This is a genomic window from Capillimicrobium parvum, from assembly GCF_021172045.1.
Taxonomy (GTDB): Bacteria; Actinomycetota; Thermoleophilia; order Solirubrobacterales; family Solirubrobacteraceae; genus Capillimicrobium; species Capillimicrobium parvum.
Genome location: NZ_CP087164.1, coordinates 1278076 through 1290976, shown reverse-complemented (window position 1 = coordinate 1290976; position 12901 = coordinate 1278076). Strand labels below are relative to the sequence as shown.

17 protein-coding genes are annotated in these 12901 nt (G+C 74.9%); 9 read left to right on the top strand and 8 right to left on the bottom strand.

All coding sequences use genetic code 11. From position 1 onward, the window contains the following. Positions 1-3: 3 nt before the first annotated feature. Complete coding sequence (locus DSM104329_RS06345; protein ID WP_259314557.1) at positions 4-552, bottom strand: hypothetical protein; 549 nt, start codon at positions 550-552, stop codon at positions 4-6. A 79-nt stretch (positions 553-631) separates the two neighbouring features. Between DSM104329_RS06345 and DSM104329_RS06340 the strand changes: the two genes are divergently transcribed. Beyond that, positions 632-1465 carry a GNAT family N-acetyltransferase gene (locus DSM104329_RS06340; RefSeq protein ID WP_259314556.1) on the top strand — a complete coding sequence of 278 codons (834 nt, stop codon included), beginning with the start codon at positions 632-634 and terminating at the stop codon, positions 1463-1465. Continuing rightward, positions 1462-3024, top strand: coding sequence for an acyl-CoA carboxylase subunit beta (locus DSM104329_RS06335; protein ID WP_259314555.1), 1563 nt, complete (start codon positions 1462-1464; stop codon positions 3022-3024). The genes DSM104329_RS06340 and DSM104329_RS06335 overlap by 4 nt, the downstream gene beginning before the upstream one ends. Here the strand turns inward: DSM104329_RS06335 and DSM104329_RS06330 are convergent. The 3 genes from DSM104329_RS06330 to DSM104329_RS06320 all read right to left on the bottom strand — a co-directional run bounded on the left by DSM104329_RS06330 (position 3021) and on the right by DSM104329_RS06320 (position 5132). Next, entirely contained in the window at positions 3021-3401 is a 381-nt protein-coding gene (locus DSM104329_RS06330; RefSeq protein WP_259314554.1) for an NYN domain-containing protein, read from the bottom strand. The two genes, DSM104329_RS06335 and DSM104329_RS06330, sit on opposite strands and share 4 nt — an antisense overlap. 18 nt (positions 3402-3419) lie before the next feature. Further along, positions 3420-3887: a COG4315 family predicted lipoprotein gene (locus DSM104329_RS06325; protein ID WP_259314553.1), complete on the bottom strand. Its 468-nt coding sequence runs from the start codon at positions 3885-3887 to the stop codon at positions 3420-3422. A 63-nt stretch (positions 3888-3950) separates the two neighbouring features. Then, a complete protein-coding gene (locus DSM104329_RS06320; RefSeq protein WP_259314552.1) occupies positions 3951-5132 on the bottom strand; it encodes a CapA family protein in 1182 nt (393 codons plus the stop codon). Positions 5133-5369: 237 nt separating this feature from the next. Here DSM104329_RS06320 and DSM104329_RS06315 point away from each other — a divergent pair, with 237 nt between their 5' ends. Both DSM104329_RS06315 and DSM104329_RS06310 read left to right on the top strand, forming a co-directional pair. Then, positions 5370-5714 carry a rhodanese-like domain-containing protein gene (locus tag DSM104329_RS06315; RefSeq protein ID WP_259314551.1) on the top strand — a complete coding sequence of 115 codons (345 nt, stop codon included), beginning with the start codon at positions 5370-5372 and terminating at the stop codon, positions 5712-5714. A gap of 55 nt (positions 5715-5769) precedes the next feature. Beyond that, positions 5770-6885, top strand: coding sequence for a glycoside hydrolase family 113 (locus DSM104329_RS06310; protein WP_259314550.1), 1116 nt, complete (start codon positions 5770-5772; stop codon positions 6883-6885). Between the two features lie 44 nt (positions 6886-6929). Here DSM104329_RS06310 and DSM104329_RS06305 read toward each other — a convergent pair whose 3' ends face one another. Then, the gene (locus tag DSM104329_RS06305; protein WP_259314549.1) at positions 6930-7133 is read right to left on the bottom strand and encodes a cold-shock protein; all 204 of its coding nucleotides are present in this window, start codon (positions 7131-7133) and stop codon (positions 6930-6932) included. Positions 7134-7215: 82 nt separating this feature from the next. Between DSM104329_RS06305 and DSM104329_RS06300 the strand changes: the two genes are divergently transcribed. Further along, positions 7216-7596 (top strand): cupin domain-containing protein, encoded by a 381-nt coding sequence (locus DSM104329_RS06300; RefSeq protein ID WP_259314548.1) that lies wholly within the window; start codon positions 7216-7218, stop codon positions 7594-7596. On the opposite strand, the gene DSM104329_RS06295 is transcribed toward DSM104329_RS06300, so the two are convergent. Together DSM104329_RS06295 and DSM104329_RS06290 are read right to left on the bottom strand one after the other, a co-directional pair. After that, positions 7560-8030 (bottom strand): SRPBCC family protein, encoded by a 471-nt coding sequence (locus tag DSM104329_RS06295; protein ID WP_259314547.1) that lies wholly within the window; start codon positions 8028-8030, stop codon positions 7560-7562. The genes DSM104329_RS06300 and DSM104329_RS06295 overlap by 37 nt on opposite strands. Positions 8031-8070: 40 nt before the next feature. Then, positions 8071-8760 carry a response regulator transcription factor gene (locus DSM104329_RS06290; RefSeq protein ID WP_259314546.1) on the bottom strand — a complete coding sequence of 230 codons (690 nt, stop codon included), beginning with the start codon at positions 8758-8760 and terminating at the stop codon, positions 8071-8073. Between the two features lie 47 nt (positions 8761-8807). Here DSM104329_RS06290 and arfB point away from each other — a divergent pair, with 47 nt between their 5' ends. Together arfB and DSM104329_RS06280 are read left to right on the top strand one after the other, a co-directional pair. Then, positions 8808-9209 (top strand): alternative ribosome rescue aminoacyl-tRNA hydrolase ArfB, encoded by a 402-nt coding sequence (gene arfB / locus DSM104329_RS06285; RefSeq protein ID WP_259314545.1) that lies wholly within the window; start codon positions 8808-8810, stop codon positions 9207-9209. Positions 9210-9211: 2 nt separating this feature from the next. After that, on the top strand, positions 9212-10339 hold the full coding sequence (locus DSM104329_RS06280; protein WP_259314544.1) for a phospholipase D-like domain-containing protein: 1128 nt from the start codon (positions 9212-9214) through the stop codon (positions 10337-10339). Here DSM104329_RS06280 and DSM104329_RS06275 read toward each other — a convergent pair. Then, positions 10225-10950: an LOG family protein gene (locus DSM104329_RS06275; protein WP_259314543.1), complete on the bottom strand. Its 726-nt coding sequence runs from the start codon at positions 10948-10950 to the stop codon at positions 10225-10227. The genes DSM104329_RS06280 and DSM104329_RS06275 overlap by 115 nt on opposite strands. A 108-nt stretch (positions 10951-11058) precedes the next feature. Between DSM104329_RS06275 and DSM104329_RS06270 the strand changes: the two genes are divergently transcribed. Together DSM104329_RS06270 and DSM104329_RS06265 are read left to right on the top strand one after the other, a co-directional pair. After that, entirely contained in the window at positions 11059-12075 is a 1017-nt protein-coding gene (locus DSM104329_RS06270; protein WP_259314542.1) for an NADP-dependent oxidoreductase, read from the top strand. A 5-nt stretch (positions 12076-12080) separates the two neighbouring features. After that, positions 12081-12740, top strand: coding sequence for a TetR/AcrR family transcriptional regulator (locus DSM104329_RS06265; protein WP_259314541.1), 660 nt, complete (start codon positions 12081-12083; stop codon positions 12738-12740). Positions 12741-12901 lie beyond the last annotated feature (161 nt).

Here is a 12901-nt window from a genome sequence, read left to right as displayed (position 1 = left end):
AGCTCAGACGACGGGCGCCTCGCCGGCCTGATCGGGGTCGGGCAACCGCCGCCATTCGGCGATCAGCCCGCCGCGGATGACGAACGCCGTCTCGACGACCGCGCCCGGGCCGTCACAGTTCGCCCCGCGGCGCTCGACCAGCCGGAAGATCCCGACCGTGTAGCGGCCGCGGCGCTCCGTGCGCAGCAACTCCGCCCCACAGGGCAGCAGCCGGTTGAACGTTCGCGCGTGGCGCCGCAGCGTGAGCCGCAGCGGCCGGTCGCCGGGCGCGTACTGGACGAGTGCGGGCAGCGCGAACAGCCGCGCGGCGCCGGCGATGTCGCCGCGGCGCAGGGTGTCGACCCACGCGCGGATCACGCGCGTGTCCGCGGCGGGCGCGGGCCGGGCCTTCGGGGATCCCGGCGGCGGCGCGGGGGTCGTCAGCGGCGCAGGGGTCGCCGGCGTCGTGGGGGTGCGCGCCGACGAGGTCGCGGAGGTCCCGGAGCCACCGCCGCCCCCGCACGCCCCCATCGCCAGCGAGGCGCAGATCGCACACGCCAGGGCGAGCCGCATCGCCCGATGATCCCCCGCGGCCGCCCGGGCGGCAAGAGCGCGAGCGCGCCGCGACGGGCGGGGTAACCTCGCGGGCCGAATGAGCTTCGAGGTCCACCCCGTCCGCGCCGGTGAGATCGACCCCACGGTGACCGTCCTGCGCGCCGCCGGCCTGGGCGCGAACGTGGCGCGGCTGCTCGAGTTCCCGCTGCGCGATGCGTGCGGCGAGGTGCTCGTCGCGAGGTCGGGTGACGAGATCGTCGGCGGCGCGGCCGTCGCGTCGTTCGGCGCGACCGGATGGATCGGCGCGCTCGGCGTCGCCGCCCACGCCCGCCGCCGCGGCGCCGGAACCGCGCTCACCGAGGGCTGTGTGACGCACCTGCGCGCGCGCGGCGCGCAGACCGTCCTGCTCTATGCGACCGCTGCCGGGCGCCCGGTCTACGAGCGCGTCGGCTTCGCCCCCGATGGCGTCGCGCAGGCCTGGCGCGACCTGTCTCCGCCCCGCACCCGCGCCCGCGGCGACGGCGTCCGCGCGATCGAGCACGGCGACCTGCCGACGGTCCGCGCGCTCGACGCCGCCGCCACCGGCGAGGACCGCGGGCCCGTGTTCGCCGCGATGAACGGCACGCTGACGGGGCTCGTCGTCGAGCGCGCGGGCAGCGTCTGCGGCAGCGCCCTGCGCTCGCCGTGGGGGCTGGGGCCGAGCGTCGTCGCCACCGACCGCGAGGCGGGGGTCGCGCTGCTGTCGGTCCTGCGGCGCGTGCCGGGCGCGCCGCTGACGGTGAGCCTGCCGGATGCGAACGCGGGCGCGGTGCGCGCGCTGCGCGCCTGGGGCTTCCAACCGATCAACGCCGCGACCCGCATGCGCCTGGGACCGCCGCCCGCCTACGATCCCGCCCGCGTGTTCGGCCTCTTCAACCTGTTCTGGGGATGACCTGGGAGCCTGAGCTCGGCGAACTGCGCCGCCGCCGCGAGCTCGCGCACCGCATGGGCGGCGAGGAGCGCGTCGCGCGCCAGCACGCCTCCGGCCGCCTGACCGTGCGCGAGCGCATCGCGCGCCTGCTCGACGACGGAACGTTCCACGAGACCGGCGAGCTGGCGGGCGCCGGCCGCTACGGCGACGACGGCGAGCTTGAGGACTTCGTGCCGGCGAACATGGTGATCGGCCGGGGTCGGATCGCCGGCCGCCGGGTGGTGGTGCAGGGCGACGACTTCACGGTGCGCGGCGGTGCCGCCGACGCCGCGATCCATCAGAAGATGGTCTGGGCCGAGCGCGCCGCGCACGACCTGCGCCAGCCGCTCGTCCGGCTCGTCGACGGAACGGGCGGCGGCGGCAGCGTGAAGTCGCTGGAGACGATGGGCTTCACGTACGTGCCGTGGGTGCCCGGCTTCGAGCTGATGGGGGCGAACCTCAGCCGCGTGCCGGTGGTGTCCGCCGCCCTGGGCCCGTGCGCCGGCCTCGGCGCGGCGCGCGTCGTCGCCAGCCACTTCAGCGTCATCGTGCGCGACACCGCGCAGCTGTTCGTCGCCGGCCCGCCGGTCGTGGCGGCGGCGATGGGCGAGACACCCGACAAGCAGGAGCTCGGCGGCGCCCGCACGCAGACGCAGGCCGGCGCGGTCGACAACGAGGCGGCCGACGAGGACGACGCGCTCGCCCAGCTGCGGCGGTTCCTGAGCTACCTGCCCGACAACGTCTGGGAGCCGCCGCCGACGGCCGTCGCGGCCGATCCCGCGGACCGCCGCGAGGAGGAGCTGCTGAGCATCGTCCCGCGCGACGCACGCCGGCCGTACCAGATGCGCCGGGTCCTCGAGGCGGTGCTCGACGTCGGCTCGACGTTCGAGACCGGCCCCCGATACGGCCGCTCGCTGATCACGATGCTGGCGCGGCTCGACGGGCGACCGGTGGGCGTGCTGGCGAGCGACCCCAACCACTACGCGGGCGGCCTGACCGCCGACGCGTCGGACAAGCTCACCCGGTTCGTCGACCTGTGCGACACGTTCCGCCTGCCGGTCGTCAACCTGGTCGACCAGCCCGGGTTCCTCATCGGCACGGCGTCGGAGCGCGCGGGGACGATCCGCCGCGGGACGCGCGCGCTCGTCGCCTCGTTCCAGGCCACGGTCCCGTGGGTGTCGGTGCTCGTGCGCAAGGTCTACGGCGTCGCGGGCGCGGGTCACGGCGACCACTCCCGGCTGAACCTGCGCTACGCGTGGCCGTCCGGCGACTGGGGGTCGCTGCCCATCGCCGGCGGCCTGGAGGCCGCGTACCGGCGCGAGCTCGAAGCGGCCGTCGACCCGGCCGCGCTGCGCGCCGAGATCGAGGGCCGGCTGAACGCCGTGCGCTCGCCGTTCCGCACCGCCGAGCGCTTTGCCGTCGAGGAGATCATCGACCCGCGCGACACCCGACCGCTGCTGTGCGACTGGGCGGCCCGCGCCTACGAGCTGCTCGAGCACGAGCGCGGCGACGGGCCGAAGGCGCGCGGCATGCGCCCCTAGCCCGCGTCCATCCGCGCCCGCAGCTCGCTCGGCCCGACCACGTCGCCGCCCGCCGCGCGCACCCGCGCGGCCAGCTCGCGATCGGACGTGACGACCCGGATCGCGCCCGGCTCGTCCGCCGCCTCGACGCGCGCGGCGATGTCGTCGTCGGCGGCGTTGCGCCCCCGCCGCGAGGCGAAAGCGACTCCCACACCGCCGGCGCCGGAGATCGCGTGCGGCGCGCCGTCGAAGATCACCTCGACGCGCGCGCCGTCCCGCTGCGCCCAGCCCGCCAGCTCCCGGGCCAGGCGCCCCTGCGCGCCGCGCCGGTCGCGCCACCATCCGTCGGGGCGCGACCCGATCACGTTCATGCCGTCGACGAGCCAGAGCGCGGTCATGCGCCCATGTCTACCCGGTCAGTGGCCCTCGACCGTCTTGCCGGCCGGCGACACGAGGTACCACTCGGCGCCGAACGCCTTCGAGCCTTCGCCCGTGGTCTGCCCGGCGGACTTGTCGCCGATGTAGTGGTAGAGCGGGTGGCCGGCGTACGTGACCTGCGTCCCGCCGCCCTTGCGCTTCGTCGTGCCGATCTTCGCGGCGGCGACACCCTTGCCGGCCGTGGCCTTGCCGGAGGTCAGGTACGGCATCCACGCCTGAGCGCAGGCGCCGAAGCACGCGCTCTTGCCGCCCTTGTCCTTCTCGAACAGATACAGGCTCATGCCCTTGCCGTCGACGAGGAACGTCCCGAGCTTGTTCGTGTGCAGCTTCAGCGCGGCCCGGTTCGCCGCCGCATGCGCGGGCTGGGCGAGCGCGGAGGCGGGAACGAGGGCCAGCGAACCGATGATGGCGGCCGCGGCGGCGGCCGATGCGAGCCGAGTCTTCACGACGGGCTCCTTCCGGGTTGGAGAGACTGTCGCTCCAGAAGGACGCCGCGCCCCGGATCTTCCTTACCGCCCGACCTGACTGGTTCCTGAACGCGCGCCCGCCTCGGCGGCGTTCCACGCGCCGAGCCGGCCCCGGCCCGTCATCGGCCACGCCGTCGCGCCGAAGTCCGTGAGCGACACGCTGCGCGCGAGCTGCGCGCTGATGTTCGACCGCTGCCGCTGCGGGATCCCCGGCGGTGTCATCTGCGCCGAGACCCAGCGGCCGCCCTGCACGCGGCCGTCGGGCGTGATCCGCAGGCGCAGCACGCCGGTCTGGTCGAGCACCGGCCCTCCGGCGAAGTTGTGCCAGCCCGCGAAGTTGCCGAGCGAGTAGGCGATCAGCCGGCCGTTGCGCCGCTCGAGCCCGCGGACGACATGGGGCCCCGAGCCGAGCACGAGGGCGGCGCCCGCATCGACGAGCGTGTGCGCCAGCGCGCGCGTGTCGCCGCGGTCCTCGCCGAACGCCACCTCGCGGCCCGCCGGCGTGTGCGTCTGCCCGCTGCCTTCGGCGCCCGCGTGGATCATCGCAATGACGACGTCGGCGCGGGTGCGGGCGGTCCGCACGAGCGCGGCGGCGCCGGCCAGGTCCAGCGAGCTCTGCGCCCACGGATACGGCGCCAGCCCGATGAGCGCGATCCGCGTGCCGCGGACGCGCATGAGGGTGATCTCCCCCGGCCGCCCGGTCGACGCGATCCCGTTGTCGCGCAGCGCGACCGCCGTCTCCTCCAGGCCGCCGGCGCCGTAGTCCATCGCATGGTTGTTGGCCAGGTTCATCGCGTCGAAGCCCGCCCAGCGCAGCGCGGCCGCGCTGGACGGCGGGGCGCGGAAGGCGAAGCAGTTGCCGCTCTTCGAGCCCGCGCACTTCGAGCCTCCGGTGGTCGCCAGGACGCCTTCGAGGTTGCCGAGCATCAGGTCGGCCGAGCGCAGCCACGGGCGCATCGGGGCGAACAGCTCGCGGCCGCCCTGCGGCGGCAGCGCGCCGTCGTGGCCGAGCATCGTGTCGCCCACCCAGGCGACGGTGATGATCGTCGAGCTCGGCACGCTCGCCTGGGCCACGGCCGGGTGCTCGCCGCCGCTGCGCAGGACCAGCGTGAGGACGACGATGACGGCCGCGAGGACGACCAGGCCGGCCGAGATCGCGACGGGCGGCGAATGCGGCACGCGTCGCAGCCCCGCCGTGATCGCGGCGGGCGGCGAATGCGGCACGCGTCGCAGCCCCGCCGTGATCGCGGCGGGGCGCGCGTGCGGTGCGCGTGGTCTGCGGGTGGGCTCGCGGGCCCGGCGGTCCATCCTCGGGCGGCCTCCGTTGCCGCGTGGTGGTGCGTCCGTGCCCCATTCGGCGGTGGCCCCCGCCCTCCTGCGGCCCGCCCAGTCTCGCAGGCCGCGCTGCGGCGCGGGCCGATCAGCACGTCGGTCATGGGCCACGCACTACGCTGCGCCCCCATGGCGAGCCAGCGCTCCGAGCTCGAGGTCACGGCGCAGCGCGCTGCCGAGATGCAGCGCGAAGGCGCGCAGATCGTCGACGTGCGCGAACCCAGCGAGCACGAGGAGGGGCACATCGCCGGCGACCGCCTCATCCCGCTCGGCGACCTCACCGGGGCGGCCGGGACGATCGACCGCGACCGGCCGGTGGTGTTCGTCTGCCGCGTCGGCGGCCGCTCGGCGATGGCGGCGCAGGCCTTCCGCGGCGCCGGTTACGACGCCTGGTCGCTGGCGGGCGGGCTGCTGGACTGGGAGGCCGGCGGCCTGCCGCTCGAGCCCGAGGACGGCCGCGTCGCGGATCACTAGGAAGCGGCCGCGGCGCGCGGGGCGACCCGGGCGGCGGCGCGCCCCGCTGCTCGTCATGGGAGCGGCCGCGCTCGCCCTGCTCGCCGGCCTCGCCGTGTGGGTCGCCGTGCCCGGCTCCGGCGACGGCGACGGCGACGGCGCCGCATCTCTCCCCGCGGCGGCGCCGGCCACCCCGACGGGGCGCAACGTCCCACCGGTGCGCGACGGGATGCTGCGCGGCGCGAACGTCACCGCATACCTCGCCGACGCCCTCTCGGCCCCGACCGCCGCCGACGCGCTGCGCGACCTGCGCGCGGCCGGCGCCGATCAGGCGACCTTCCCGGTCCTCTGGTTCCAGGCGGCCCGCGACTCGACCGCCATCGCGCCCGACCCGCACGAGACGCCGTCGGACGCGAGCATCGTCGCCGCGGCCGCCACCGCCCGCGGCGACGGGATGCAGGTCGGCATCGCGCCCCATCTCAACGTGCGCGACGGGACCTTCCGCGGCGACATCGCCCCCGCCTCGCGCGGCGAGTGGATGGCGGCGTACCGCCGGATGGTCGAGCACTACGCCGACCTCGCCCAGCAGGTCCACGCCGATCTCTTCGTCGTCGGCTCGGAGCTCGCGTCGATGAGCGGCGACGACGCGGCCTGGCGATCGCTGATCGCCGACGTGCGCGGGCGCTTCGACGGCCAGATCACGTACGCCGCGAACTGGGTGCAGGAGGCCGAGAAGGTGCCGTTCTGGGACGTCCTCGACGCGGTCGGCATCGACGCGTACATGCCGCTCACGCCGAAGGACGCGGACCCGTCGGTGACGCAGCTCGAGGCCGGCTGGCAGCCGTGGATCACGCGCATGCAGGCGCTGCATGACCGCACAGGCAAGCCGGTGCTCGTCACGGAGCTCGGCTACACGAGCCGCGTCGGCACCGCGCAGGCACCCGCCGAGCAGGGCGATGGCGCGGTCAGCCTCACTGCCCAGGCCAACGCCTACGAAGCCGCGTTCTCGCAGCTCGGACACCGCGACTGGGTGTCGGGCATCGCGATCTGGGACTGGTCGGCCGACGGGCGCCAGAGCGCGGGCGACTACAGCCCGCAGGGCAAGCCCGCGCAGGCCGTGCTCGCCCGCTGGTACGGCGGGACCGTCCGGGCGGCGACCGCCGCCGGCGGCGCGCCGCGGACGACGGGCTGATGCGCTGGGCCGGGAGCCCGGTCAGAGCCCCCGGACCGGCCCGCTCAGAGCTTCTGCACGTTGATGGCCTTCGGGCCCTTGTCGCCCGCCTCCTCCTCGTACGAGACCTTCGATCCCTCGGCGAGGGTGCGATACCCGTCCGCGACGATCGAGCTGTGATGCACGAAGAGGTCGCGCGAGCCCTCGTCCGGCGTGATGAAGCCGAACCCCTTCTCGTCGCTGAACCACTTCACGGTTCCCGTGGCCATAGCAGCCGGTTCCTCCGATGCTTCCTCTCCCCGGGGTCCTCCCCCCGGCCGACGGGCGCAACGTACCAGTACGATCGCCGCCATGGGGGAGAATCTCATCAGCGGCGACGGGTGGGCCGTCGCGACCGTCGACGACCTCGGCGACGGACCGGGTTTCCGTAAAGTGCGCCGCGCGCTCGGGGTGACCGAGTTCGGCGTCAACGCCATCGTGCTCCCCGAGGGCTACCAGACGGGCCGCCACTTCCACGACCGCCAGCAGGAGCTGTACTTCGTGCACCGCGGTGAGATCGAGTTCGCCTTCGGCGACGGGACCACCCACCGGCTGCCCGCGGGCGGGTTCGCGCGGGTCGATGCCGCGACCGTGCGCTCGCTGCGCAACGTCGGCGAGGGCGAGGCGATCTACGTTTGCGTCGGCGGCCAGGGCGGCTACGTCGAGCGCGACGGGCACACCGCCGACGGCTGAGGCGCCGCGGCCCCGACCGCCGCCTCCAGGCGGCCGAGCGTCACCGCGAAGCGCCACGCCAGCCACCGCCGGCCGCCCGCCTCCAGCAGCAGCCGGTCGTGCCACGCCGCGGCCTCGACCCAGGCGCTGAGCCTCACGGCGGTCCGTGCGCCGCCGTCCGGAGCAAGCTCCCAAGCCACGCGCGCCCGCGTGCCCGCGCCGAGGCGCGCCTCGCCCGCGACGAGCCACGGAGCCTCGCGCCGGCGCACCCGGACCTGGGCGGTGCGGCGGATGCCGAACGGGCCCTGCAGGCGGATGACCCCGCCGTCGGGGCCGAGCTCGCGCACCTCGGTCCACTGGTTCGACAGCGACCAGTGCGCGGCCAGGTCGGCGAGCACGAAGAAGATCGCCTCCCGCGGCGCCGCCACGACGCGGTGGGCGGTGATCGGCCGCATCGGCGCTAGTGGCCCGTCCGGCAACCATCGAGACGAACCACTATGGCGTCCGGTAGCGGTAGCCGAACCCGCGCACGGTCTCGATCGGGACGGGCACGTCGCCGGACGCCGGCTCGAGCTTGCGGCGCAGGTAGCCCACGTAGAGCTTGACCTGCGACGCCGACGCGCCCTCTCCCCACACCGCGTCGAGGATCTGGTCGCGGCTGAGGACGTGGCCGCGGTTGCGGACGAGCGTGCGCAGCAGCCGGAGCTCGAGCGGCGTCACCGCAACCGGGCGGCCGAGGACGGACACCTCGGCGTTGCCGTCGTCGATGCGCACGTAGCCGTCGTCGTAGACGTCCGCCGCCGCGCCGTCGCCCGGCGGGGGCGCCCGGCGCAGCAGCGCCTGCACGCGCGCCAGCAGCTCTTGGCGGCCGAACGGCTTCGTGACGTAGTCATCGGCGCCGGAACGCAGCCCGCGCACCTTCTCGAGCTCGGCGTCACGGCCCGTGAGCATGAGGACGGGCACGGCGCTGAAGTCGCGCAGCCGCTCGAGCGTCTGCCACCCGTCCAGCGATGGCATGTTGACGTCGAGCACGACGAGCGCGGGATGCTCCTGGTGGACGAGGCGCAGCGCCTCCCGGCCGTCGGTTGCCTCGCTGACCGCCATTCCGGCGCGCTCGAGCAGCGCACGCAGCAGCGCGCGGATGTCCGGATCGTCGTCGCAGACCAGCACACGGGCTACGGGCACCACTTGTCTATACCAGTCGCGTCAGACTGCCGGGTGTGGAGGACCCGATGCGCATCTCCCGCGACCTGGCCCTGCCGCTGGCCGAGATCGAGCTGCGCGCGTCGCGCTCGTCCGGTCCGGGCGGCCAGCACGCGAACGTCACCGCCTCGCGCATCGAGGCCGTCTTCGACGTGCACGCGTCCCGCACCCTGACCGACGGGCAGCGGGCGCGGCTGCTGCACCGGTTCGGCCCGCGGGTGACCGCGACGTCGCAGGACGCGCGCTCCCAGCACCGCAACCGCGAGCTCGCGCTCGACCGGCTGCGCGAGCGCCTGGCGCGCGCGCTCGCCGTCCGCCGGCCGCGCAAGCCGACCACCGCGGGCGCGGCCGCCCGGGCGCGGCGCCTGGAGGCCAAGCGCCGGCAGGCCGACCGCAAGCGGGCCCGGCGCCGACCCGACCGCGAGGACTGACGGTGGGCGAGGGCATCGAGCTCACGACGCTCGAGGACGGCGCCCAGGACGCGGCGCAGATCGGAGAGCTGGTCGCCGGCTTCATCGACCGCGCCCGCGAGTCGCTCGTCCTCGCGCTGTACGACATCCGTCTGCCGGGCGAGGTCGGCGACCGCATCCGGGGCGCGCTCGTCGGCGCCGCCGGACGCGGCGTGGACGTGCGCCTGGCCTACAACCACGACTGCCCCCGCAACCCCGAGGACTCCCCGCCGCCGAGGACGGAGCCGACCCTGATCGAGTCGCTCCCGCTGCCGACGCGCGCGATCCCCGGCGAGCCGGACCTCATGCACCACAAGTTCGCCGTGCGCGACGGCACGTCCGTGCTGACCGGCTCGACGAACTGGACGCTCGACTCCTGGGAGCGCCAGGAGAACGTCATCCTGCGCGTGCAGGATGCCGGCGTCGCCGCCGCCTACCGCGCGGACTTCGACGACCTGTGGCGGCGCGGCCGCGTCGACGGCTCGGGCGCGGATCCGGTGCGCACCCACGGCGTCGGCGGCGTCCCGGTCCGCCCGTGGTTCTGTCCCGGCCACGGCCCTGACCTGTCGAGGCGCATCGGCACCGCGATCGCCCGCGCCCGCCGCCGGGTGCGCATCGCCAGCCCGCTGCTGACCGCGGGCCCGATCCTGCGCGCGCTCGACTGCGTCGAGGTCGACGTCACCGGCGTCGTGGACGCCACCCAGGTGCGCGAGGTGCTGCACCAGTGGCGCTCCAGCCCCACCGCGGGCTGGAAGGCGCCGGTCCTCGAGCGGGTCCTCGAGCGCCACGGCTTCACCGGCAAGCGCTCGACCCCGTGGGCGGCGGGCACCGTCCACGACTTCCTTCACGCGAAGGTCTGCGTGTGCGACGACGTCGTCTTCGCCGGCTCGTTCAACCACTCGCACTCCGGCGAGCAGAACGCCGAGAACGTCCTCGAGATCGAGGATCCCGCGCTGGCCGGCCGCCTGGCCGCGTGGATCGACGCGGTCCGCGCGCGCTACGCGGCCTCGGGAGCCAGCCCCTGGGCGCGCGCTCCGGAGACGAGCCGCTCCACGGCGTCCTCCGGCTCGTCGCAGAGCGTGACGAGCTCGAGCTCCTCGGGCGAGACGTAGCCGCCCGAGACCAGGCGGTCGCCGACCCAGTCCCACAGCGGCCCCCAGTGGTGGCGGCCGACGAGCACGACGGGGAAGTGGCGCACCTTGCCCGTCTGGATGAGCACGAGCGCCTCGAACAGCTCGTCCAGCGTGCCGAACCCGCCGGGCAGCACGACGAAGCCGGTCGCGTAGCGGACGAAGCAGACCTTGCGCGCGAAGAAGTAGCGGAACGTGAGCGAGAGGTCGAGGTACCGGTTGGCGAACTGCTCGAACGGCAGCTCGATGTTCAGCCCGATCGAGCGCGCACCGGCGTCGCGCGCGCCGCGGTTGGCCGCCTCCATGAGCCCGGGCCCGCCGCCGGTGATGACGCTGAAGCCGGCCCGGCCGAGCGCGGCGCCGACCGCTCGCCCGAGCGCGTAGTCGGGCTCGTTGGGGCCCACGCGGGCCGAGCCGAACACGGAGACCCCGCTGGTGCCCTCGAGCGCGCGGAAGCCCATCTCGAGGTCGGCGCGCATGCGCTCGAGGCGCTCGGCGTCGGTGTGCAGCGACTCGATCGTCGGGCGGTCCGCGCCCAGCAGCTCCTCGTCCGGCGTGAGCGGGATGCGGACACCGGTGTCGTGCTCGGTCATGGATTGAGTATCCCCAGCCGCCAACCGTCTGGACTCTCGCGGCCCGCTCTTGACCATCGCTCGCGGCCCCCATTAGTCCTGTGCGCGTTGTCTGATGCGAGGAGATCCATGTCGCCCGTAAGTCGCCAGGTCCAGCTCGTGGCCCGTCCCTCGGGAGAGCCGCGGGAGACGGACTTCCGCGTCGTCGAGACCGCCGTCCCCGACCTCGAGCCCGACCAGATCCTGGTGCGCAACCGCTGGATGTCGGTGGACCCGTACATGCGCGGGCGCATGAACGACGCGGAGTCCTACATCCCGCCGTTCGCGCTGGACGCCCCGCTCGACGGAGGCGCCGTCGGCCGGGTCGTCGCCAGCACGTCAGAGCGCTTCGCGGAGGGCGACACGGTCCTGCACGGCCTCGGCTGGCGCGACGTCGCGGTCCTCGATGCACGCGGCGCCCGTGCCGTGGACCCGGACGCGGCGCCAGAGCCGGCGTACCTCGGCATCCTCGGCATGCCCGGCCTGACCGCGTACGCCGGGCTGCTCGACGTCGCGGGGCTGCAGGAGGGCGACGTCGTGTTCGTCTCCGGCGCCGCGGGAGCCGTGGGCTCGATCGCCGGCCAGATCGCCAAGCTGCGGGGCCACCGCGTGATCGGCAGCGCGGGATCGGCCGAGAAGGTCGCGTACCTCGTCGGCAAGCTCGGCTTCGACGCTGCGTTCAACTACCGCGACGGCGACATCACCGCGTTGCTCGCCGGGGCGGCCCCCGACGGGATCGACGTGTACTTCGACAACGTCGGGGCGGAGCATCTCGAGGCCGCGATCGCGTGCATGAACGACCACGGGCGCATCGCGATGTGCGGCGCCGTGGCCGGCTACAACTCGCCGGACGGCACGTGCGCGCCGCGAAACCTCGCCCTCGCCATCGGCAAGCGCCTCACGCTGCGCGGGTTCCTCGTGACCGACCACGGCCGGCGCATGCGCGACTACGTGCAGGAGATGGCCGCGTGGCTGAAGGACGGGCGCGTCGCGTGGCGCGAGACCGTCGTCGACGGCCTGGACGCCGCGCCGCGCGCGTTCATCGGGCTGCTGCGCGGCGAGAACACCGGCAAGATGCTCGTCCGGCTCGACGCGCCGGAGGCCTAGGCCGGATGCGGACGCCGCGCATGGCCGCCGGGCCGGCGGACCGGGAGCTGCTCCAGCAGGACGCAGGATCTGGCGCCCCATATCGGCTGCTCGTGGCCGGCCTGGAGTGCTTCGCCGACCGCGGGTTCCACGCGACGACGACCCGCGATATCGCCACCCGGGCCGAGATGAGTCCGGCGGCGATGTACGTGCACTACCCGTCCAAGGGCGAGCTGCTGTACCGGCTCAGCCGGCTCGGCCACGCCGACGCGTTGCGCGCGACGCTCGAGGAGGCGGCCGACGACGAGGACGACGCCCGCCCGCGGCTGTGGCGGCTCGTGCGCGGGTTCGCCGAATGGCACGCGCGCCATCACCTGCTCGCCCGCGTCGCGCAGTACGAGCTCAACTCGGTGCCGCGGGACCGGCTGCCCGAGATCCTCGACCTGCGCCACGCCGTGGCGCGGACGCTGGAGGCGGAGGCCGAGCGCGGCGTCCGCGACGGCGAGTTCGAGATCGCCGAGCTGCACGAGTCGGTGCGCGCGATCCTCTCGCTGGGCATTGACATCGCACGCTGGTACCGCACGTCGGGCCGGCGGACCCCGGAGGAGCTGGCGACGATCTACGCCGATCTCGTGCTGCGCATGGTGCTCCCGCGCGACCCTGTCGCCGCCACCGCGCACTCCTGACGCCGGCGCGCCCGGCGCCGCCCCCGCCCCCGCCCGGAGGCCCCGCCGGGCCCTGCTGCCTAACCGGCGCGCGCCGTCGCTTGACATGCAAACCTGACGCCAGATAATCTAAGCAAGCGCTTAGTCACAGGAGGAGAGGAGTGTCTGTGCGTTGGGTGACC

Excerpts from the sequence above, each read along its gene's own strand:
- DSM104329_RS06345 (WP_259314557.1), bottom strand. The coding sequence starts at position 552 with ATGCGGCTCGCCCTGGCGTGTGCGATCTGCGCCTCGCTGGCGATGGGG.
- DSM104329_RS06340 (WP_259314556.1), top strand. The coding sequence starts at position 632 with ATGAGCTTCGAGGTCCACCCCGTCCGCGCCGGTGAGATCGACCCCACG.
- DSM104329_RS06335 (WP_259314555.1), top strand. The coding sequence starts at position 1,462 with ATGACCTGGGAGCCTGAGCTCGGCGAACTGCGCCGCCGCCGCGAGCTC.
- DSM104329_RS06330 (WP_259314554.1), bottom strand. The coding sequence starts at position 3,401 with ATGACCGCGCTCTGGCTCGTCGACGGCATGAACGTGATCGGGTCGCGC.
- DSM104329_RS06315 (WP_259314551.1), top strand. The coding sequence starts at position 5,370 with ATGGCGAGCCAGCGCTCCGAGCTCGAGGTCACGGCGCAGCGCGCTGCC.
- DSM104329_RS06310 (WP_259314550.1), top strand. The coding sequence starts at position 5,770 with ATGGGAGCGGCCGCGCTCGCCCTGCTCGCCGGCCTCGCCGTGTGGGTC.
- DSM104329_RS06305 (WP_259314549.1), bottom strand. The coding sequence starts at position 7,133 with ATGGCCACGGGAACCGTGAAGTGGTTCAGCGACGAGAAGGGGTTCGGC.
- DSM104329_RS06300 (WP_259314548.1), top strand. The coding sequence starts at position 7,216 with ATGGGGGAGAATCTCATCAGCGGCGACGGGTGGGCCGTCGCGACCGTC.
- DSM104329_RS06295 (WP_259314547.1), bottom strand. The coding sequence starts at position 8,030 with ATGCGGCCGATCACCGCCCACCGCGTCGTGGCGGCGCCGCGGGAGGCG.
- arfB (WP_259314545.1), top strand. The coding sequence starts at position 8,808 with ATGCGCATCTCCCGCGACCTGGCCCTGCCGCTGGCCGAGATCGAGCTG.
- DSM104329_RS06275 (WP_259314543.1), bottom strand. The coding sequence starts at position 10,950 with ATGACCGAGCACGACACCGGTGTCCGCATCCCGCTCACGCCGGACGAG.
- DSM104329_RS06270 (WP_259314542.1), top strand. The coding sequence starts at position 11,059 with ATGTCGCCCGTAAGTCGCCAGGTCCAGCTCGTGGCCCGTCCCTCGGGA.
- DSM104329_RS06265 (WP_259314541.1), top strand. The coding sequence starts at position 12,081 with ATGCGGACGCCGCGCATGGCCGCCGGGCCGGCGGACCGGGAGCTGCTC.